Genomic DNA, 23230 nt, shown 5'->3' with positions numbered 1-23230 from the left:
GTGTCACTACTTGACTACTTCCGCTCAGAAAAGAAAAATACAGCGTCACTAGCAAAAGAGCGATTGCAGATCATTGTTGCGCATGAGCGCTCACAGCGTGGTACACCTGATTACTTGCCACAATTGAAACAGGATATTCTTGATGTTATCCGTAAATACGTCAACATCAGTAATGACGCGGTTCAAGTCCAATTCGATCAAAACGAAGATGACTTAGCGGTATTAGAACTCAACGTCACTTTACCTGACGAAGAGAAAGAAAAGAAATAACTAAAAGGGCGCTATTACAGCGCCCTTTTCACATTTTAATAGCATAAAAAATCTAATATTTATTTTAACTACTTAGCTTTATTATTTAATTAAAGTCTGATTAATAAACCTTGCAATTTAAATAAAATAGGCATCCCAACTAAAGAATGCCCTTTAAATTTATATTATAAATTATAATTTTTAGAAACTATAATTAGCACCTAAATAAAAGCGTCGTCCTGAATACTGGTTATAAGTAAAGCGATTACTTTGTTTCCAATAACCTTCTTCAACTTCCTCAGTTAAGTTAACCACAGAGGCTGTTAATGACAACTGCTCAGTCAAACTATAAGCCGCATTAATATCTAACTGACCATAATCTTTCGTGTATAAATTGTAACCTTGATGGATGCCATTAGCCCGATCATCTTTCCAGTTATAGGATGCCCTTACACTAAAGTCATCATTTTCAAAATACACTGAAAGATTATATTGATGTTTGGCTGTTCCTGGGATTTCAGCATCTGTTTTTTGTCCACTCGTTGACACTTGGCTGGTACTTGTATCTGTAAAAGTATAGTTAGCTAACACCCCAAAGCCACTCTCGAAAGAGTGTTGAAAAAACAACTCAACCCCTTGTGATTGAGCGTCACCACCGCCAACTTTAGTATTCATTTCAACTTCTATGGGGCCATTACAACAATCATGCTCTCGTTGAACTATTTCAACAGCAGAAATGGGCAAATTAGCAATATCTTTAGTAAAGTATGTCGCACCTAGTGCTGAGCCTTCACCGTAATACCATTCGATACCTAGATCGAACTGATCAGAAATCATTGGATCTAGGCCTGTATTTACAGATGTACCAGTTCCTCGCCCTGTCCAAGAGTCTGGTGAGTTTATATTAACAGGAGGACCATATGACTCGGCTTGGCTCAGGTCAGAATAGCTTACACGAGACATCGTTCTGGCAGCAGCAAATCGAACAACAACATCTTCATTCGCATCCCATGCAAGGTTAAAGCTTGGTAATAATTCACCATCATCGCTGCTGCGTTCATTAGGCGTAGTGTCATTATTATCTTGACCAATAACATCATCATACGTAAGCGTACTTAAATCGGTATTAACATAGCGTACACCGAGATTGCCGCGAAAGTCCTGCCACTGGAAATTACTTTGCGCATAAACAGACCAAATATTTTCTTCTAGTGTATATGTCCCAGCTAAAGATGGCACAACGGTTTGCGTAAAGTTATTGCGTAGATAGCTATCTAATGCAGCAAAATCAAATGCTAAAAAGTTAAAAGCGCCAGTGTTTCCGGCACTGTTATCTACCACGGTATTGCTTACTAACGTTTCTGGATCAGGATGAAAATCTGGGTTATGAAACCATTCGTTTCCGGACAAATAACCACGGTAACCACCGTTATCAGCGATGCCATCATCCCAACGAAAATCATTTTTAATCCCCTTAATTTCATGATTGCGGTATTTAGCCCCAACAAAAAAGGTAGTAAAAATCCCTGTATCGATATCAAATTGCAGATCAGCTTGTGCGTAATCTTCAGTATCTTTATTTTCAGAAGAGTAGGAATCAAACCAGTCATAATATTGATAAGCTTGTTTATCAGACGCTAGATCGGTTGATACTTCATAGCTTGGTTTACCACCCACGGTTGACCACAACCAGCTATTCACAGATCCTTGGCGTGCATCTATATTAGCATAAGTTTCACGTGAAGTTCCGCCTTCAGCCTCTGTATGGCCGATTTTAAAAGTAGCAGTAAATATATCCCCATAATATTTGGCTTCAAAATCAAAACTATCTGATTTAGAACCACCGATCCTTTCTCTCCCTGTTAATTGAGGAGACAATAAGCCACGGCGAACGGCTACGCCATTATTGACATCAGCATCTCCCCAGTTATTATCATTAAGTAAACCATTATCTGCATTACCGTAAGCTACAACCGTATCACCGTCTAAAACAACGCCGTAATAGGGGTTATGATTGTCATTCCATTCCGCAAACAATACGCTCTGCGACGATGAGTCATAATCTAATTTTGCACCAAAGTAGTTCAGGTTTAAGTCTAATTTATCTGTAGGCATCCATTGAATAGCGACTTGATAACCATCGCGTGTGCGATCTTCTGTTGAGTTACCTGCACTCATTGCACGAGGTGCCCATACATTGTTGTAAACTTCGCCTGTTGCTTGGTCAACAATGGCAGGACGCTCTGCCCCTTCGACTGTGTCAGAATGAAAGCGCCAGTGCGAAGCATTATTAGTAATGGTTGTTACCGTTTTATCTTGGCGAGTAAACCCGGCAAGTACACCAAAATTTGATTCATCATTTTTCCATGAATACAGCACATTCACTTGTGGTTTGGTGTCTTCAGACACATCATCATAGGTTGCCTCTAGACTAAGTGCGCCTGAGTTAGCCTCCATATCTAATGGCTTGCGGGTGTGCAATATAACAGTCCCACCAATCCCCCCTTCATCTATACGCGCTTCTGCACTTTTAAATACTTCCACACTACTAATCATACTGGATGGCAACAACGTATAATTAAAACTTCGAGTGGGCACATCAGCCCCAGAAGAAGCAATATAATTGCCATTTAACTGTGTGAGGGTCCAATCTGGTGATGTGCCACGAATACTTACTCGACTGCCTTCACCACCGTCACGGTCAATCAATACACCTGAAACTCGTTGCAATGAATCAGCAACATTTTTATCTGGAAATTTACCGATATCTTCAGCTGTTATCGCATCAACAGTTGCATTAGAGAGTCGTTTTATTGCTAAATTTTCAGCAGTTGAAGAACGAATACCTCTCACTTCAATCACTTCAAAGTCATCGTTATTTTGATTATCTTTTTGATCTGCATACGCGACATTGCAGGCAGCCATTAATGCTAAAAATAATACTGATCTATTAAATTTTCGTGAAAGTTCAGTTGATTTATTAATGTTACTATAATCAGCCATACCAATCTCCATCATTGTGTGTGTTATATTTCACTCAGTAAATTTCTAGTTACGTCGAGTGATTTATTATATCTTTACAGCCACTAACTCATGCGGTTAATAAATTGTAAAGGTCACAGTTAGGATAAGGTTACTGTATATAAAGTGATAATATATTTTCGGTGTGAATCAGTATAAAATCGGCGTAAGCCACAATAAAAAACAATTTAAACGGTAAATATTCACCCTTTACTTTATATAAAATTATTCAATAAAAATCATAATTAAAAATTTCGTTGCTTCCTTAATAATTCACAAAATACTCGCCGCATCTAGTAATTTACTTCCTGTCTTAGAGGTTACTGCATAATTAAAACCAGGTTGAATACAATAAGAGCCATATTCACCAGATTTACTCAAGGCTAAAAAACCGACTTGAAACTGTTTATAATCACCCAGCTTGTGGGCAATTCGCTCAACTGCAGCCTTGCACGCTTGAGTAGGTGTCATACCTTGGCGCATCATTTCAACTACTAAATGGCAGCCTACCGTTTTTATCATCAACTCGCCCATGCCCGTTGCCGTTGCAGCACCGACTTCATTATCAACGTACAAACCTGCACCTATAATGGGCGAATCACCTACTCTGCCTGACATTTTAAAGGCCGCGCCACTAGTGGTACACGCCCCAGATAAATCGCCACTACTATCAAGCGCTAACATGCCGATTGTGTCGTGGTTTTCAATATTGATCACGGGCGCATATTTTGATTCCACCAGCCAATCTTGCCAGGCCTTTTTAGCTTGCGGGGTTAATAAGTTTTCTTCTATAAACCCTTGTGATTTAGCAAATTGCAGCGCCCCTTCACCTACTAACATCACATGCGGGGTGTTATCCATCACTAACCGGGCAACCGAGATGGGATGCTTAATATGTTGTAAACATGCAACAGAGCCGCAGTTTTGATTTTCATCCATAATGCAGGCATCGAGGGTAACGTTCCCTTCTCTGTCTGGATAACCACCATATCCTACTGTCATCACATTCGGGTCTGCTTCAGGAATTCGCACACCGGCTTCCACAGCATCAATGGCTTTACCATGCTCAGCAAGTACCTGCCACGCGGCTTTATTAGCCGCTATACCATGTTGCCACGTTGAGACGACGATAGGCTTATTAACTTTACTTTTAGCTACTGTCTTAAACGGTATTAATGCAACAGCACTTGAAATAGCTGATAACTTTAAAAAGTCACGTCTGTTAGTGATCATTATTGTTCCTCATTAAATTTGCGAGCATCGGCTGTAAATCAAAAGCAAGCGATTTAATTTAACCACGACTTGCATATAGGGTTGGTATATCTGTTTAATCTTTAACTGAGCGTATATTTAAAGACTGTTGAAAACGTTCACTCCAATAATGAGTTCGTTTTAAATAGTAATCAGCAGCTAAAGGGCCGTAATCAAGATACTTATAGTCACCCACTTGCTTCTCAATCGCAGGCTCGATCTGAGTCCCTTCGTGCCATTCATTAAATGAGGTCACTCCGATAAAGGTTGGAGCCACTGCAATTGCTTTTTTAAACATCGTGTCGTAGTACTTTCCAGCTTCGCGTGCCCTGAAGTTTTTTTTGTTCCACGGACGAATTCTATCGTCTGCATACCCAGGACCGACACTTGGAATAAATAGTTTATTATGTTGCTTTGCCCACTTAGCTAGGTATGGCCAGTTTTTAGTGGTACTGCCATAAACAAACCCATCAACAGCAAAATAGGTATAAAAGCCATCCATACCACTGTTTAAAAAGAATGACTCCTCACCTTCATCAACCCACAGCCCTATAAAGTTAGCATCATACGTTTTACCTCTGACTGTTAATTCGCCTTTTGGTAGCAACACCTTCTGCCATTCACTGATTGGCATTTTGTATGAGTCATAAACATAATATAATGGCTTGCCTTGGTAATGATATAAAGCGGGATGTTGCCCAAAGCGCTGGTCTAGCTGTTTTACTACCTGTAAAAATTCAGCCGCACTGTGATAGATAGGTTCAATATGGAAGTTAACTTTAAGGCCGATTTTAGCGGCTTTATCCATAAAAACTGGCACTGAACTGGTACCAAAATCGCTATCGCCCCACCAGCTTAATATAATTACGCTAACTCCTGCTTGTTTCATCATCGCTAAATGGGTATCCATAAGTGCTTCGTCGTTTGCACTGTAAGTACCTAATTCAGGATAAAAATTAGCACCAATGTCATCGCCGCCAGGGTAGCCTTTACGTCCAACAATAGGTTGATCACCGTAAGGTAATACCTGATGATCCCAGTGCGCCCATTGACCATCAACTTTTAAGTTGCCATACCAACTGTAATAAAATATATGCAGACCACGCTGTTGTGATCCGGCTGCAGATCCAGCAGTCACATAAAAACTGCATAATAAAAAGCTTATTAAGATGGCCGGGCACCTTATTAATCGTGAAAGTTTATTCTTAAACAACATATTATTTACCTTTTCACCTAAAAACAGGCAGCTTGAAGCGCTATTTAGCACCTACAAGCTACCAAACAATCAAAACTAAAATGGTTGCTGTGGGCCTATTAGTTCAAGTTCAGAAACGTGAACTTGCTGAGCATCACCATTGTTAGCACTAATACTTAAGCGATATAAGCTAAAGGCAAAACCATTCCCTATTGTAAAGAGACGTCGTTGATTCAATTGTTCAAATTCCTCGTCTTTAAAGCTCGCTATTTCTAACCATGTTTTACCGCCATCATTTGAGCCTTGTAAGGTGAAGTTTTTCGGATCTTTGTTGTTACTATCACTGCCATTCGTGATTGCGATATTAGTGACAATCTGTGCTTGAGGTAATGCAACATCAAGCCATACAGGCATAGTTTCAGTGGCTGCCGTCCATACCGTCGCTTTATCATCATCCGTTGCATTACTTTCTACCACTCCCTCTTGCTCGCCAGTACCTGCAAGGACTGATGAGGCAGTTGCAGAATGATCAACTGAAGCAACCTGCGGACCTATTAGCTCGATCTCTGCTATTTGCATCAGCGTATCGTCGCCACGGTTTTTAGTTATATTGAAGCGATAAAAACTAAAACCTAAATCGTTACTAAAAGTGAAAACACGTCGTTGAAAACGCTGCTCAAAGTTCTCACCTAACCAAGCACCAAGTGTGATCCAATTTTCACCATCATTTGACGCTGCTAAGTTAAAGTTTTGCGGATCGCGTGAGTCAGCATCGTTTGCACTTGTTAGTGCCAGCTTATTAACCGCTGTCGTAGTAGTGAACTGTACCATTGCCCAAGATGGATTTTCAGCGCTTGGCGCGCCAGTCCAATCATTATGGTCCAACCATTTGCTATCAACATCACCATCGAACGCTTTAACACCCGCCTCACCATCACCAATCTGATTACGAACAGTAATTATTGCATCGGCTGATAACGCATGATTTAAATCTGCCACTTTAGGTCCTACCAAGGCAATCTCAGCAATTTTTACCCCAGCGCCAGCGGCGGTTTTAGTTATGCTTAAACGATAGCTAGAAAATGCCAGTGTATTATTGGTCGCAAACGATAACCTTTCACCACGACGTTCAAATTTTTCATCTGAATAATCAGCTAAATGAACCCATGTTTGCCCATCATCATTACTTGCAGCAAGTGAAAATGTAGCGGGATCACCATCTGCGTTTTGAGCATCTGAGATCAGTACTAACTTATCAACGGCAGCGGCTTGTGCGAGCGTAGCTGTTATCGAAACGGGTACTTCAGTTGAAGGCACATCAGAGACCCAACTTGTGTCGTCATTATTATCAAATGCCAGTGCATAACTCTCACCTGCACTTGCAGATATTACAGCACTGCCAATTGGTTCTGCGTGATCAACACTTGCATTTATAGGCCCCACAAAAGCAATCTCTGATAACTGCATTAAACCATCATCACCTCTATTTTTAGTGATATTTAAACGATATGAGTAAAATTCTAAACCATTGTCAAAACGAAACTCACGTCGTTGGAAACGCTCATCAAAGTTCTCACCAATAAATTTAGCCAAGGTTAGCCAGTTTTCGCCATCGACAGAACCTTGAATATTAAAGTTTTGAGGATCTCGAGACTCAGCATCATTAGCACTCGTAATGAACACGCTATTAACAGCATGTTTTTCAGCGAAATCAACTTGGATCCAAGATGGGTCTTGCTCACTTGGCGCACCTGACCAATCATTATGATCAAGCCACTTGGTGTTCGTGTCACCATCAAATGCTTTACTTTCAGCTTCGTTGTCACTTATGCGATTACGAGCTGTGATCGTTGCTGTAGCAAGATTTTCAGCATTGGTAATTTCTTTAACAGGGCCACTAGATGCGGCACTTTCAAGAAAAGGGAGCGCAACATCAATGACATCCTCAGCTGATAGCGCTAATTTATCTAGGTAAGGAAAACCAGCAATGGTTTTCAACATTCGCTCACGCAATGGCTGTAAAGCGACTACATCCCCGTCATTGGCTAAGTTAATCGCGCTAATAAGTTCGTTAATAACACCCGCGACAGTTTCATCTTTACTAATACTTGCAAATACTGCGTTAGCTAAAGAAAGTTTAATAATATTAATGTCGGCCAATTGGTCAATACAATTACCTTCACTATCGCAATCTTGGCCTACTACAAAATTATCGTAGCTTTCGGCACTGATCAATTGGGTTTTAAATACATTGGCTTTACTGTCGATCCCCAGTGCTTTTAGTACTAAACGCGAGTTATCCGATAAAGCTAATTCATATAACTCACGCACAGCAACATTTAAACCATTGACAATACCTTGCTCAACTAAGTTAGTAGCGGTTGTAGTTAAAGCATTTACTTGAAAATTAGCGTCTGCTACGCCATCACTTGTGGATGCGAAAGGCACATCAACATATGTTAAAGTCGCTAACTGCAGGTCAGCAATCTCAGTGCCACTGATCTGTTCACCGATTAGGTGTTCAGCACAGCTGGGCGCATCACAGATCATCGTTGAGTTAGCATCCGTATTAACGGTCATCTTAAACATACCGTTAATACCAAAGCCTTGTTGACTTTCTATGCTCAGATTTACCATACCAGCAGCATCGGTTTGACTATTAGACGTCACCTTAATATCTGAGCCATTCATTTGCTTTACAGTGACCGTTGCAAAACCTAATGTCCCTTTCACTGCACTACCGGTAATATCAGCAGAGGTAATATCAATTTTTGCTGGGATATCAGTCGGATCCGGATCATCAGCACCACCACATCCTGATAGGCCGATCATTGCTACCAGCATAATGCTAGATATTTTACTAAGTTTGGGCTTATTCATGTTTATTCCTCTATACGATTTTGGTTATTTGTTCCGTCTCACCTTGCGCTATTAAAAGCGGTAAGTTGCACCTGCGTAAAAACGACGACCACTGTATGCATTTTGAATAAAGCGGTTTTTAGTATCGTCACCTAGATGCATGTAAGTATCTGATTGAGTGAGGTTAATAACGGAAGCAGATAACACGAGAGCATCAGTCAAGTTATAACTTGCATTGACGTCTACCTGATCATAGGCTTCATTGTAATAGTTCATTTCCCATGAGGCGTTGTAGCCTTGAACCGTTGGACCGCGCTTATTGTATGAGGCGCGAACACTGAATAAGTCATCTTCATAAAATACCGATAAATTCATTTGGTATTTAGAACTACCTATCAAAGGTGACTCTCCCACCTTTTCGCCATCAAGCTCTACATTGGCTTGATTAGTGTTATTGCGGGTATAATTAGCATAAAGACCAAAGCCATTATCAAAGAAGTGTTGGATAAAAAACTCAGCCCCTTCAGAAGAAGCATTCGTACCATTAGCTACAGTGCTAAAATCCCTAACTGCAAAATTGTCGCCACTGACATTTACTTGCTCATCACCTGCGTTAGGTAAATTAAATGAAATGTCCGGTGCACTGCGGGTAACATCAATTATTAAAGGCACAACAAAGTTATCAACATCTTTTTTAAATAACGCAATACCAAAGCCAGAGCCAGCTCCGTAGTAGTATTCTAAAGACATATCAAATTGGGTTGACTCAAATGGCGCTAGCTGGTTATTACCACCGGATCCTGTCCACCCTTCGCCATCAATAATTGCATCAAAATTGTCTGCCGATGAGCGATCCGTTGAGTATTCATTCGACGTGTACGTTAAAGTCTGAAACTGGCCTAAATCATCATAACCAGGACGAGCCATGGTTTGTGATGCCGCTCCACGTAGTACCCAGTTGTCATCGATATCCCAGGCTATATTAAAGCTGGGCAGTACCTTTGTTTCTGTACTCTCTTTTTCAATAAAAACAAAGTCTTCTACACGTTGTTGGTCGATTGGTAATTCATTGCCATTGTCGTCCTTCCAATCTAATCGGTAGGTGATTTTATCTGATGATCCGGTGGTCGTTTTGGTGCGCACTACGCGTACACCCAAGTTACCCCGTACTTGTGAAAAACGATAATCAGCTTGCATATAAGCCGCTGTAATTTCTTCTTCAACACTATAAACATAGTTAGGTTCTATACGCGTATAATGAACAAAGTTTTCATTCAGGTAATCTTGGTATTTATGCCAGTTTACGGCTGGGAATAAGTTCGTATTAATTACATCAGACAAGTTACCTAATGAATCTGAATAAATTAAATCTGCAATATCCGGTATGCCGCCATTTTTAGAATAATCATCATCTAAATCAATGGTGCCTTCAGCTTCACCTTTTGCTATATCAAAATCTGGAGAGAGATAAAAGCTGTTGCGAGTATCGCGATGAATTTTACCTTTGCGATATTTCGCACCAAAATGCAACGTTTCAATTACGCCATAATCCACAAAATAGTCAAAATCAATCTGTCCGTAATCTTCTTCTTGAGTACCGGTCACAAAACTAGAATCGGTGGCTGTTACATCGGGTTCGCCACCAATGCCTGCAGCCAAGTTACTGATCATACTTGGATCCATATAGGTGGTCATGCGCCCATCAGAAAAATCGTAACCATAGTAAAGCGAGGATTCATTTGCATAATAAGCGGCACGATACTTTTGTGAAGGGCCACCTTCAGCTTCGGTATGGCCCAGCACTAGCTTAACGTTGTAATTATCACCTTCGTATTTAGCATAAAAATCATATGTATCAGAGCTGGATTCTTCAATCGTATATTCACCATTAATACGTGGGATAGGAGAAACAGCCTGAGTGCCTGATGCACCAACAGAGTAGTCTATACCTGTAACAAACTGAGACTCTTCATCAACACGGACATCGGTCCAGAAATTATCGTTATTGTTCCATTCTGGGTATTCTAATTGATTTAAAATTGAGTCTTGGCCCAATTTAAAATTAAAATAATTAAAGCCAAGCTCTAAGTTACTAGTTGGTCGCCATTGAGTAGTAAACTGGATCCCGGTTCGATTTCGCTCTTCGTTTAAGACTTCCTGAACCATACTTTGTGCAGCATAACCTTGTGCCCCCCCCTCAACCATTTGATTATCTTTCATTTCAGAATAAAGATAATTTTTATTCATGATATTGATACGCGAGCTTTGTGAGCGATTAGTGCGGTCTTGTTTTGTATAACCCACTAAAACCCCAAAGTCTTCATCATCATTTTTCCATGAATAAATACCGCTAAATTGAGGTTCATACTTATCGGTAATATCAGAATTACTGGTTTCAAAATTAATGATCCCAGAGTTTTTATCCATATCTAGAGGCTTGCGGCTATACAACAAGACCGTACCGCCGATTCCGCCCTCATCAAGGCGAGCTTCTGAAGATTTATATACTTCAACGCGTTGGATCATAGTTGCAGGTAATAATGCGTATGAAAATGAACGCGATGGTTCACCGGGCGACGATGCTATAAAGTTGCCATTTAATTGGGTGAAGGTTAAGTCCGATGATAAACCACGAATACTGACAGAGGCGCCCTCACCGCCATCCCGTTGTATAATGACCCCTGGCACACGTTGCAATGAGTCCGCCACATTCTTATCTGGGAACTTACCAATATCTTCTGCGGTAATGGCGTCAACGGTTGCATTAGACAACCGCTTAATCGCTAAGTTTTCAGCTGCCGAGGCGCGAATGCCCCTAACTTCAATTACTTCTAGGTCGTTTTCTGGTGCTTTTTGTTCTTCTTGTGCGTATACGACATGACAGTTTGCCATCAACGCTAGCAGCAGCGCGGATTTCTTAAACCGCCGTGCAAGATCCGCCGATTCACGACTGTTCTTATTATTGGTCATGTTTATCTCCAGTATTATTGTGTGTGGTTAGTTGTGTTAAAGCACTTTAAAACCCATGATAATCCCTGTGGGTAAACCTTAAGGCATTTCAGAACTGGGTTAATATCTTGTTAAACTGCTTTTCAAGAATAGGGTTCTGTCGAAAAAAGTGATAATAGAAATTCGGTTGCCTCTAGGACAAAATCGGCGTTAAGGTTAAAAAAAGATCCAATCAGTGCTGAGCTAGTTTATAGTCATCAACTTAAATTAATGGCATATAAAAACACTTTTCATATTCATGAAATGTAAAAAATAAAAATAAACAACTGATTTATAAATAAGTTTTATTTATTCTGATAGTATCAACTATTATTAAATATTTTATTGTTAACAACATCGCTGGTATTTTGGAACGAAACAATGCGTAAAAATTTAGAAGTCTGTTTAAACGCAGATGATCATATTCAGTTAGCTGATAATGTAAAAACCGCATTTACAGCTGGCGCCTCTAGAATTGAACTTTGCAGCACAATGCAACTTGAAGGTCTCACTCCAAGTGCAACAGCAATGACTATTGCAGCTCATGCAATGCCTTCAGAAGGCGAGTTGCTTATCATGATACGACCTGTTGCGAATCAATTTATTGTTGATGCAACAATACTGAAGCTAATGCTTACACAAATAGCACACGCGGCGCACGCAGGTGCTACCGGTGTTGTTTTTGGTGCGCTAAACGCCAATGACGTTGATATCGCAGCTACCACAGCGCTTATTGCCTGCGCACATAAATATAATTTAGCAACGACATTTCATCGCGCTTTTGATTGTATAGCAGACAGCGAACAGGCAATTGGCCTATTAACTGAACTGGGCATTGATCGTATCCTCACAAATGGCACTAAATGGACTGATGATAAAGGCGTTATGCAAGGTCTTAATCATTTACAAACAATCATTAGCCACGCCAATGATCATATAGAAATTGTTATTGGTGGTGGCGTAACCACTGATAATGCAAGTACACTTTGGCAACTTGCCAACAATAATTTAGTGTCACTACATGCCTACTCCGGCGTACACAACAAGGATGGCTGGGTGGATCCGTTATTAATTAACGCAATTTTAAATCAACGAACTAACGAGCAGGCTAAAAATGACTAACCACTCTCAACCTCCCCTGTATTTAGGTATTGATGGCGGCGGTACAAAATGCCGAGTCAGGCTTGAAAACGCACAAGGCACCCTACTTGCTGAGGCAGTAAGCGGTGCAGCAAATATTGCAACCTCTATTGAAGTGGCGCAGCAATCCATTATTGATGCAACAACACACGCATTACAACAGGCTGGTTTAGGGCTATCAACACTCGGGGCAATTTATGCCTATGCCGGACTCGCTGGCGCTGGCATTGCCGGTGCAAATAAAAAGATGGCACAGTGGCAGCATCCATTTGCACAATTTAACTTTTCAACTGACTTACACATAGCCTGTCAAGGTGCCCATGGTGATAACAGTGGTGCGATTATTATTTTAGGCACTGGCTTTTGTGCTGGAGCAATAAAAAACGGTAACGTTATTGAATTAGGGGGCCATGGATTATTATTAAGTGATGGCGCAAGCGGAGGCTGGATTGGTTTAACTTTATTTCGTTATGCATTAGAGGTTTTAGATGGCTTATCCCCCTCAAGCCCATTAATAAATACCTTATTGGCACAGCTTAATTGTGATACAAGTAACCAGCTGACAGAATTAGCACTCAATGCCAAACCCGCTTACTTTGCCAGTTTTGCGCCTTTAGTTTTCGCAATGCAAGATGATCCTTGGGCCATTATTATTTTAGAGCAAGCAGCGCGCTATATTACCCGTTATATCGATCATTTAGTTAGCCACGGCTATCACAACATTACATTAATGGGAGGCACAGCCGAGAAAATTACTCCTTGGTTATCTACCAAAGCACAAGGTTATCTATGTGATGCGCATTACCTGCCCGAGCAAGGCGCTATTCAATTAGCCAAACGGCTGGCTTAGGGCTCAATTTGGTCGCGCATTTGCGAGGGGATCTCACCAAATAAGCGTCTGAATTGTTTACTAAAATAGCTAGGCTCAGAAAAACCGCATTGATAGGCTATTTGTGAAATAGGTAAACGAGTTTCAACAAGTAGCTTACGTGCGTTTTCTAAACGTATTTCATTAATAAATTGATTAGGTGTTTTTGCTAAATGTTTTTTAAAACGCCGCTCTAACGCACTTACCGATAAATGAGCAAGCTCGGCAAGTTCTTCAATACAGATATTACGATGATAGTGTTCACGTATATAATTTACTGGCCCTTCAATCGCTCTTACATGCGACAAAGCCTTTGATGTTTTTTGTAAATGTCGTGTAACGCCATAGGTGCCCAGTATTTGACCATCGTCAGCTAAAATTGCTTTTTTGGACGTTGAAAACCAGGCCAATTCACCATTTGAGGTTTGGTTTAGCTCCAAACGATCAGTAACAACATAGCCATTCATTACACGTTTATCGTCATTGACGTATTGAAATGCTAAGTGCTTGGATGAAAAATCAAAATCAGTTTTCAGTAAAATTTGCTCTAATGACTTATACCCTTGATGTTCAATAAAATGTTGATTTGCGTACAGAATTCGACTATCAGAATCCTTCACCCAGAACAAAATATCGGGTAATAAATCAAATGCCGCGATCAGTTGATTTACACCCGCTTTATTTATGATCCCTTGCACTTCCATAATAATATATTCTATAAATATGAATTTATAATAATACATAAAACGCCGATTTTATTGCATTGTCAACCGAATTTTTATTATCCCTTACGCTGTTCATTCTCTATTATCAATAACATGATATTAACTAAACTCAGTAGACGATTACTGACATGGAGCTTTTTTCATGAATAATGCCAAAATCCGCATGGGGATGGTCGGTGGTGCACAAGGTGCATTTATTGGTGCAATCCATCGCATTGCTGCACGCTTAGATGGCTTAATTGAGTTAGTCGCAGGCTCCTTTAGTTCAGATCCAACACGCAGCCAAGCTACTGCTGCAATGCTAGGAATAAATCCAACTCGTTGCTATGACAGCTACCAACAAATGTTTAGCGAAGAAGCTAAGTTACCTGCCGATCAACGAATTGATTTTGTGGCAATAGTGACGCCAAATCATTTGCATTTCCCAATTGCAAAGTGTGCGATTGAAGCAGGTTTTCACGTTTTATCAGATAAACCAGCCACCCTAAATTTAGAACAAGCGCTGTTATTAGAAAAAACTCTGCAAGCCAGTGATTGTTTATACGGATTAACTCATACCTACACTGGTTATCCGATGATCAAAGAAGCACGCCAACGTATTACTGATGGCGAGCTGGGCGCTATTCGTAAAATTATTGTTGAGTACACTCAAGGTTGGCTTGCCACCAGCGAAGATGAAAATGCCAAACAAGCCAAATGGCGTTTAGATGCTGATAAGGCCGGTATTAGTTGTTGTATAGCTGATATAGGGGTGCATGCTGCAAATCTAGCTGAATACGTGAGCGGCCTAGAAATCACCGCACTATGCGCTGACTTAAATCATGTTGTTGCAGGCAGAACACTCGATGACGATGGCACCGTTTTACTGCGCTTTAACAACAACTCTAAGGGAGTTCTTCTTGCCAGCCAAGTTGCATTAGGAGAAGAAAACAATCTTAATTTGCGTATTTATGGCGATCAAGCAAGTCTTGAGTGGTCACAAATGGAACCAAATAGTTTGTGGCTCAAAAGTCATAACGCGCCAACCACCCTATTACGTGCAGGTGTAGGTCTAAAAAGTACTGCGGCACAAAATTCACTGCGAACACCTGCAGGTCATCCAGAAGGATACCTTGAAGCATTTGCCAATATCTATGTCAATTTTGCAAAACAAATTCACGCAAAAAAAGCCGGATACTCAGCATCTAACCATGACTTTGACGTGCCTGGTATTAAAGAAGCAATTCGCGGAATGGCATTTATAGAAAATGCTGTAGCAGCGTCGGGCAAAGACACTAAGTGGCAACCATTTAAAATTGGATAAAAAATGAAACAAATTAAAGGTCCAGCGATCTTCTTAGCGCAATTCATCAGCGATGAAGCTCCTTTCAACAGCTTTGCCACTATTTGTCAGTGGGCAGCAAATTTAGGCTACAAAGCAATTCAGCTACCGACTGCAAATTCTCGTATTTTCGATTTAGAAAAAGCAGCCCAAAGCCAAGATTATTGCGATGAAGTGACTAGTATTGCTGCGCAGGCGGGGCTTACAATTTCAGAGTTATCAACTCATTTACAAGGGCAGCTCGTAGCCGTTCATCCGGCATATGATGACATGTTTGACAATTTTGCCCCTCAAGCACTACGCGGTGATCCTATAGCCAGAACTAAATGGGCCATCAATCAGTTAATGATGGCTGCTAAAGCCAGTAAAAATTTGGGCTTAAAAAGCCATGTGACTTTTTCAGGAGCGCTACTTTGGCATACTTTTTACCCTTGGCCGCAGCGTCCAAAAGGACTGGTAGAGCAAGGATTCCAAGAACTTGCGAAACGCTGGCTGCCAATCCTCGACTACTTTGATGAAATGGATGTGGATGTTTGCTATGAACTTCACCCAGGGGAAGATTTACATGATGGCGTAACGTTTGAGCGCTTTTTAGCTGCGACAAATAATCATCCACGGGTAAATATTCTTTATGATCCCAGCCATTTTATTTTACAACAACTTGATTACTTAGAATTTATTGATATTTATCACCATCGTATTAAAGCATTTCACGTCAAAGATGCAGAGTTTAATCCAAATGGTCGCAGCGGTATTTATGGTGGCTATCAAGATTGGCAAGACCGCCCTGGTCGGTTTCGCTCCTTAGGTGATGGCCAAATTGATTTCAAAAGTATCTTTAGCAAATTAACGCAATATGGTTTTGATGGCTGGGCAGTTCTGGAGTGGGAGTGTTGCATTAAACATCCTGAAGATGGGGCGAAAGAAGGCGCACAATTTATAAAAGAGCATTTGATCCGCCCTACGGCTAAAGCATTTGATGACTTTAGCGCAATGGACACAAATGATCAGCGAAATAAGCGGATATTAGGTATTTAATAAACAGGGTCACACACAATGAATAACAACAATAATGGTATTATTTTTCGGCTTTGCTGCATTGCATTAATTGTCACATCAATGACTTTCGCAATAAGGGCTGGCGTTTTAGGACAACTAGGCGAGCAGTTCGGCCTCACTGGTACACAACTAGGCTGGGTAAATGCCATGGCATTTTTAGGGTTTCCGGTTGCAACCATGCTCGGGGGCATCATTTATAACGCGATTGGTGCTAAAAAGTTGGTTGCATTAGCGTTTATTTGCCACCTATGCGGACTTATTTTAACTATCACTGCAGATGGTTTTTGGGGATTATTGATCTCGACCTTTTTAATTGGCTTTGCCAATGGATCGGTTGAAGCCGGTTGTAATCCACTGATCGCCCAAATGTATCCTAAAAACACCACCACTATGTTAAACCGCTTTCATGTTTGGTTTCCTGGCGGGATCGTAATTGGTGCATTAGCTTCAAATGCAATGACATCCGCTAGCTTCAGCTGGCAATGGCAAGTTTCGCTGATCCTTGTGCCCACCATTATTTATGGTGCGATGATGCTTAAAGCGAAATTTCCACAGTTTGATACACAGCAAAATTCAACCACCAGCAACTTAAAACACTTACTCTCGCCGCTGTATTTGTTTCTCATTATTTGCATGACACTGACAGCAGTCACCGAATTTGGCACACAGCAATGGATTGAGCAAATCCTTGGCTCGTCAGGCGCTTCGCCTATGGTTATTTTAGCTTTGATCACCGGATTGATGGCATTAGGTCGGTTTTTTGCGGGCCCGATTGTGCACCGCTTTAGTCCATCGGGTGTCCTACTGGGCTCAGCCATTTTTTCAACACTAGGGATATTTTTAATGAGCCAAGCGCAAGGTAATACCATCTACCTTGCCGCAGCACTATTTGCCGTTGGCGTTACTTATTTTTGGCCAACCATGATCGGTTGTGTCGCTGAGTATGCCCCAAAAACAGGTGCACTTGGCATGTCGTTAATTGGTGGAGCTGGCATGTTTGCAATGAGCATCTGGAACCCCGTCATAGGCCATTGGATTGATAATGCGCGAACACAAGCACAAACAACTAGTGTCAGTGTAGAACAAGTTGAAGTGCTCGCAGGACAAGCTGTATTACAAAATCTACTGGTTTTTCCGATTGTCCTGATCATTGTATTTATTGGTCTTCATCTGTTTATAACAAAAAATAAAAACGTTGAAAAATACGTTTAATAGCAACAAGTAACACACAAAAATAAGGGGTATTATATGCTTAAATCAATCTCTGTGTTGTCAATTGCACTGGCTTTTAGTAGCAGTGCTTTTGCTAAGACACCCGATAACCAACTTTCTAAAGAAGAACAAACAGCTGGCTGGCAATTACTGTTCGATGGCAAAGATATGTCGCACTGGCGCAATTTCAAAAGTGAGACACTCAGCCCAAAATGGACCATAGACAATGGCGCAATGTTACTCACTAAAGGCGGCGGCGACATACTCACTAAAAAAGTCTATCGCAATTTTGACTTGAAACTAGATTGGAAAATTAGTGAAGTTGGCAATAGTGGCATTTTTGTTCTAGCCGATGAGTTGGGTAAATATATTTACTCGCACGCCCCTGAAATCCAAATTATAGATAACGAACGTCATTCAGATACGAAAATAGATTCTCATTTATCTGGCTCTATTTATGATTTATTTACGCCACCTACTTCAGCTCACAAACCTGCAACTGAGTGGAACACGGTGCGTATTAGAATGCTTAATGACCATTTACAAGTTTGGCAAAATGATGTCAACACTGCCAGTATTGTTGTGGGCAGTAGTACTTGGAATACCTTGGTTAAAAACAGTAAATTTGCAACTTGGTCTAACTTCGCAACAGCAAAGGAAGGTCGCATAGGTTTACAGGATCATGGTGACAAAGTGTGGTTTAAAAATATAAAAATTAAGGAACTATAAGCATGTCTACATTTGATCATAAAGTACTGGTTGTTGGCTCCGGCGCAGGTGGCGCAATGGCCGCTTATACCTTAACTAAACTAGGCCATAAAGTATTATTACTTGAAGCGGGGCGTGATTACGATCCAAAAAAAGAAAGCCCAATGTTTCGCCGTAACAGTGAAGCTCCTTTAATGGGCGCAGGAAATAAAGACAAAAACTTTGGCTTTTACGATGCAACCGTCGATGGTGGCTGGCAAGTTCCTGATGAGCCTTACACTAACGCCAAAGGCACTGATTTTTACTGGTGGCGTGCACGCATGTTAGGTGGAAGAACTAATCACTGGGGACGTTACTCATTACGCTTTAGTGAACATGATTTTAAAGGTAAAAGCCAAGATGGCAACGGCGCAGATTGGCCTTTCACTTATGATGATATCGCACCATGGTACGACATCACGGAAGAACTAGTGGGTATTTGCGGCACCAATACCGGCCTTGATGATATGCCACCATCTGCACCTGGGGTATTACAGCCACCACCAACGCCGCGAATTCCTGAGTTACTGATTGCTGCCAGTGCGAAAAAACTGGGTATCGCTGCCGTGCCTATGCACAGAGCAGTATTAACTCGGCCAAAAGATGATCGTATGGCATGCTTTTATGCAACACCTTGTGGCCATGGTTGCTCAATCGGTGCGGCGTTTCAAACTACAACCTCATTATTACCTATGGCAAAAGCAACTGGGAATTTAGAAATAATTACTGATGCAATGGTTAAATCAGTCGCTGTTAATGATGACGGTAAAGTAACGGGTGTAACTTATATAGATAAGCAAACCGTAGCTGAAAAAACACTGACAGCAGATATCGTGATCCTTGCTGCTAGTGCCTGCGAATCCGCACGAATTTTGCTAAATTCAAAACACGCCAAGCATCCCAAAGGTTTAGCTAACTCAAGTGGCCAAGTAGGTCGTAACTTAATGGATTCAACCGGTGCTTGGCTTGGTGCGCAAGTTCCAGCATTAAAAGGTCGCCCACGTTATAACGAAGATGGCCACACTGGGAACCATTTATTTATTCCTTGGTGGGGACACAAAGCACATGCCAAAGGTGAGCTTGATTTTCCTCGTGGTTATCACTTTGAGATCAGTAGCGGTTTTAATCAACCTGGCTCTGGAGTCTCTGGCGATAAACGTGGTTATGGTATTGAGCTAAAACAACAAGTTCGTGATGCCTATGGATCTTATGTTGGCTTTGCGCTGCGCGGAGAAATGCTCCCCAACGATGATACCTACATGGAAATTGATGAAAATGTTAAAGATAAATGGGGCATTCCGGTTTCGAAATTTCATTTCAAATGGTCAGATCGTGAGCTAAAACAAATTGAGCACGGCTTAAAAACAGCGAAACAGATCCTTGAAAATCTAGGGGCTACTGTGGGCAAATTACCTGCTGCTGAAAAAGCAATTTCAAAAGGTGGCGAGATCATTCATGAAGTAGGCACCACTCGCATGGGCAGCTCAGCAAAGGATTCAGTGACCAATCAATGGGGCCAAACATGGGATTGCGACAACTTATTTGTGATGGATGCAGGGGTATTTGCCTCTAATCCACATAAAAATTGCACATTAACCATCATGACATTGGCAATGCGTAATTCAACCTGGATAGCCAAACAAATAGAACAAGGAGCGCTGTAACATGCATAATGAAGATCGTGTTGACTCATACAAATATATTTCCGGCATGACACGTCGTGAATCGTTAAAGTGGCTTGGTTTATTAGCCGCAGGTTCCGCCGTATCACTTTCAGCAGGATGTAGTAAAGCGTTAGAAGAGAAAATTAGTGATAAAGGACATTGGCCTGACTTAGATTTACAACCTATAACAGCTAAAGGTTATGGCACTGATCCAAATATGGTTATGCCACCACAATCACCTTGGCCATTGACATTAACTCAAGCACAATTAAATTTAGTTGCGGTGTTAGCCGATTATATCGTGCCTAGCGAAGGTAACAACCCAAGTGCAACTGAGGTAAATGTACCGAGTGTGATTGATGAGTGGGTAAGCTCACCTTATAACGGTCAACAAAAAGACCGCGTTACTATTTTACACGGCTTAGCATGGATCGATGATGAGGCTGTGCTGCGTTATAAAGCACCATTTGTCGCATTGAAAAAAGAGCAACAAACAGCCATCTTAAATGATATTGCTTATTTTGATGATGAAACCCCTGCGCAGTTTCAACGCATTGGTAATGCTTTTTTACGCTTTAAAAACCTTGTACTTGGTGCCTACTTTTGTACACCGCAAGGTTGTAAAGATATTGGCTATTTAGGCAATGTGCCTATTGCAGGCGATTACCCAGGACCTACTGACGAAGCAAAAGCCCATTTAGATAGCGTTTTAGCTGAACTGGGTTTGACCGAGTATGCTTATCAAGATTCAGTTGCCAGTTAACGCTAAGTTATTTTTTAGCTAGCCCAGCCCTAAGCAGGGAGCAATTCCCTGCTTTTCCTCCTAGGTGTTTTTTATGTTCAAAATCAAATCATTATTTAATTATGTTATTTCAATTCTGTTTATTTTTTGTGTTTTAAACTCGCTGTCTATCTATGCAAAAACAAGCAAACAACTACTCCCCGTTAGTGTTCAGCTTTGGTCTGTTAAAGATGCCTTAAAAGCGGATTTTGATGGCACCCTTTCATCTATTGCTGATATGGGCTTTCAAGGTGTGGAATTTGCAGGTGACTTTGGGCCTTATAAGAACAATCCAAGTGCACTGCAGGACAAACTCGCGAAGCTAAATTTAGTCGCTAGTAGCGCACATATCGGCTTTGACTCCTTAACGGATGACACCTTAACAGACACATTATTGTTTTATAAAACCCTTGGTGTCTCGATTTTATTTGTACCTTGGGATGAAAGAGCTTGGCACCCACAAGGAATTACCTCTCTGACCGAACAACTCGTTCAGGTTAATGAAATCGCTCAGCGCTATGCTATGCACATCGGTTTTCACAACCATAATAAGGAGTTTAGTCAATTCCAAAACGCGACATACTGGGACGCTATTGCCAGTAATACGCCAAATACCCTGCCACTGCAGCTTGATATAGGTTGGGTACATTATGCAGGAAAAGATCCTGAATATTTCATTAAAAAATACCCAGGACGAACCCTGGCAACCCACTTAAAAGTTCGCACCCATCCTAACGATGGCTTAAGTCCTATATTAGGTGAAAATGATTATCCATGGCAAAAAATAATAGAAACATTGATTGTTGATGGCGCCACTCAGTGGCTAGTCGTAGAGCAAGAAGAATACCCGAATGGGTTAACACCAATGCAAAGCGTGGCTAAATCTAAAGTTAATTTAGATAAGATCCTCGCTAAAATGGGCGAATAAAGTAACTTTCTCCCTCCTCTGACACAAACAGTAGGGACTAACAATAGTACATTAACTATCTTAGTCCCTATGAACTCTTAATAATTATACATCCCACTCTTTCAGTGTGTCTTTTAAGTATTCATAACGCCATGAGTTAAGTAAATCGGGCTTTGGAGTCTGTTCACGCTCAGCGCTGGTTAACTTCCAATTCCAACTGATCAACTGGTTGATTTGCTTTTTAGATGCAAATACATCTTCTGGAATGCCCTGTTTTTTAGCAACTGCAGTGATTTTTTGTTTAATTTCTTTGGCTACTTTTTTATAACTTGGAAAGTCAATAAGTCGTCTTAGTGGCTCAGGAAAATCTGCAACAGGGATCACTTTAGCTTTTTCAATACACTTTAAGATTTCAACGCCCGAGCGGTTAACTTCGATGCTATCGACTTCTGGGACATTACGCATTGCAGTTAAACTCGTTGGTTTGCGTTTTGCCAATTCAACCAAGCAATGCTCTTTTAATACAAAGTTAAGCGCTAAATTTTTGCGTATCGCTTTGTTACGACGCCAAGCCGCAAGCTCTCTTAATACAGCAAGATCCGCAGGTTTTAATTGCCAAGCATTTTTAATGTCTCGATACAGATGTTCATCCGGTGTTTGATAAGCCCGTTTTTGTGCAATCAACTCACTTTCATTGATCACAATATCAAAGAAACCAGCGTCGTTGATTTGTTCAATAATAATTTTAAAGCACGGTAATAAATGAAATACATCAGCTGCAGCGTAATCGAGTTGTTTAATTGTTAGCGGACGCTGTAACCAATTGGTCCGTGATTCGCTTTTGTCGATTTCAATATCGAGTAAATTTTTTACCATATGAGCAAAGCCCATGCAGTTGCCATTGCCTAATAATTGCAAGGCAAATTGGCTATCAAATAAGGGAGCTGGTACGAAGCCGGCGTATTTTTGAAATACTTCAATATCTTCCGACGGTGAATGCAAGACTTTTAACACCGCAGGATCACGTAGAATCTGCCAAAAATCAAACAATGATAGCTCGGCTAGCGGATCGATTAATGCTAAATGTTCGCCGTCATAAACTTGAATAAGGGCAACTTCAGGATACAAAGTACGACGACGCATAAATTCTGTATCAATTGCTAAGATGGGTTTGTTACGGATCTGCTCTACAAACTCATTTAATTGATTTTGGGTTTGGATCAATTGATATTGCACTTAATCT

Annotated in this window: 17 protein-coding genes; 10 read left to right on the top strand and 7 right to left on the bottom strand. The window is 40.9% G+C overall.

What is annotated here, in order from left to right; all coding sequences use genetic code 11:
* Complete coding sequence (minE, locus tag H5158_RS14135; RefSeq protein ID WP_145235646.1) at window positions 1–270, top strand: cell division topological specificity factor MinE; 270 nt, start codon at window positions 1–3, stop codon at window positions 268–270.
* A 180-nt stretch (window positions 271–450) separates the two neighbouring features.
* On the opposite strand, the gene H5158_RS14130 is transcribed toward minE, so the two are convergent.
* From H5158_RS14130 to H5158_RS14110, 5 genes are all read right to left on the bottom strand, one after another.
* A complete protein-coding gene (locus H5158_RS14130; protein WP_182740276.1) occupies window positions 451–3252 on the bottom strand; it encodes a TonB-dependent receptor in 2802 nt (933 codons plus the stop codon).
* Window positions 3253–3543: 291 nt separating this feature from the next.
* Window positions 3544–4503, bottom strand: coding sequence for an isoaspartyl peptidase/L-asparaginase family protein (locus tag H5158_RS14125; protein ID WP_149980228.1), 960 nt, complete (start codon window positions 4501–4503; stop codon window positions 3544–3546).
* A 94-nt stretch (window positions 4504–4597) separates the two neighbouring features.
* Window positions 4598–5659: an alpha-mannosidase gene (locus H5158_RS14120; protein WP_310736705.1), complete on the bottom strand. Its 1062-nt coding sequence runs from the start codon at window positions 5657–5659 to the stop codon at window positions 4598–4600.
* Between the two features lie 153 nt (window positions 5660–5812).
* The gene (locus H5158_RS14115) at window positions 5813–8596 is read right to left on the bottom strand and encodes a discoidin domain-containing protein (protein WP_182740274.1); all 2784 of its coding nucleotides are present in this window, start codon (window positions 8594–8596) and stop codon (window positions 5813–5815) included.
* Window positions 8597–8647: 51 nt separating this feature from the next.
* Window positions 8648–11545, bottom strand: coding sequence for a TonB-dependent receptor (locus H5158_RS14110; RefSeq protein ID WP_182740273.1), 2898 nt, complete (start codon window positions 11543–11545; stop codon window positions 8648–8650).
* A gap of 399 nt (window positions 11546–11944) precedes the next feature.
* On the opposite strand from H5158_RS14110, the gene H5158_RS14105 reads away from it, so the two are divergent.
* Both H5158_RS14105 and H5158_RS14100 read left to right on the top strand, forming a co-directional pair.
* Window positions 11945–12685 carry a copper homeostasis protein CutC gene (locus tag H5158_RS14105; protein ID WP_182740272.1) on the top strand — a complete coding sequence of 247 codons (741 nt, stop codon included), beginning with the start codon at window positions 11945–11947 and terminating at the stop codon, window positions 12683–12685.
* A complete protein-coding gene (locus H5158_RS14100; protein WP_182740271.1) occupies window positions 12678–13553 on the top strand; it encodes a BadF/BadG/BcrA/BcrD ATPase family protein in 876 nt (291 codons plus the stop codon). Before H5158_RS14105 ends, H5158_RS14100 begins: the two co-directional genes overlap by 8 nt.
* Here H5158_RS14100 and H5158_RS14095 read toward each other — a convergent pair.
* Window positions 13550–14275: an AraC family transcriptional regulator gene (locus H5158_RS14095; RefSeq protein WP_182718797.1), complete on the bottom strand. Its 726-nt coding sequence runs from the start codon at window positions 14273–14275 to the stop codon at window positions 13550–13552. The genes H5158_RS14100 and H5158_RS14095 overlap by 4 nt on opposite strands.
* Before the next feature lie 163 nt (window positions 14276–14438).
* On the opposite strand from H5158_RS14095, the gene H5158_RS14090 reads away from it, so the two are divergent.
* The 7 genes from H5158_RS14090 to H5158_RS14060 all read left to right on the top strand — a co-directional run bounded on the left by H5158_RS14090 (window position 14439) and on the right by H5158_RS14060 (window position 22008).
* Entirely contained in the window at window positions 14439–15599 is a 1161-nt protein-coding gene (locus tag H5158_RS14090; protein ID WP_182740270.1) for a Gfo/Idh/MocA family protein, read from the top strand.
* Window positions 15600–15602: 3 nt separating this feature from the next.
* A complete protein-coding gene (locus tag H5158_RS14085; protein WP_182740269.1) occupies window positions 15603–16655 on the top strand; it encodes a sugar phosphate isomerase/epimerase in 1053 nt (350 codons plus the stop codon).
* Window positions 16656–16673: 18 nt separating this feature from the next.
* Window positions 16674–17888 carry a sugar MFS transporter gene (locus H5158_RS14080; RefSeq protein WP_182740268.1) on the top strand — a complete coding sequence of 405 codons (1215 nt, stop codon included), beginning with the start codon at window positions 16674–16676 and terminating at the stop codon, window positions 17886–17888.
* A 36-nt stretch (window positions 17889–17924) separates the two neighbouring features.
* Entirely contained in the window at window positions 17925–18617 is a 693-nt protein-coding gene (locus tag H5158_RS14075) for a DUF1080 domain-containing protein (RefSeq protein ID WP_182718784.1), read from the top strand.
* 2 nt (window positions 18618–18619) lie between these two features.
* Entirely contained in the window at window positions 18620–20299 is a 1680-nt protein-coding gene (locus H5158_RS14070; RefSeq protein ID WP_182718783.1) for a GMC family oxidoreductase, read from the top strand.
* Window position 20300: 1 nt separating this feature from the next.
* A complete protein-coding gene (locus H5158_RS14065; protein ID WP_145235681.1) occupies window positions 20301–21062 on the top strand; it encodes a gluconate 2-dehydrogenase subunit 3 family protein in 762 nt (253 codons plus the stop codon).
* Window positions 21063–21135: 73 nt separating this feature from the next.
* On the top strand, window positions 21136–22008 hold the full coding sequence (locus H5158_RS14060; protein ID WP_182740267.1) for a sugar phosphate isomerase/epimerase: 873 nt from the start codon (window positions 21136–21138) through the stop codon (window positions 22006–22008).
* Window positions 22009–22092: 84 nt separating this feature from the next.
* Here the strand turns inward: H5158_RS14060 and rnd are convergent, their stop codons facing one another.
* Window positions 22093–23223, bottom strand: a complete 1131-nt coding sequence (rnd, locus tag H5158_RS14055; RefSeq protein ID WP_145235687.1) for a ribonuclease D — start codon at window positions 23221–23223, stop codon at window positions 22093–22095.
* Window positions 23224–23230: the final 7 nt, after the last annotated feature.

The organism is Pseudoalteromonas sp. SR45-6, from assembly GCF_014163545.1.
GTDB lineage: Bacteria > Pseudomonadota > Gammaproteobacteria > Enterobacterales > Alteromonadaceae > Pseudoalteromonas > Pseudoalteromonas rhizosphaerae.
This window is presented reverse-complemented; position numbering and strand designations above follow the sequence as displayed.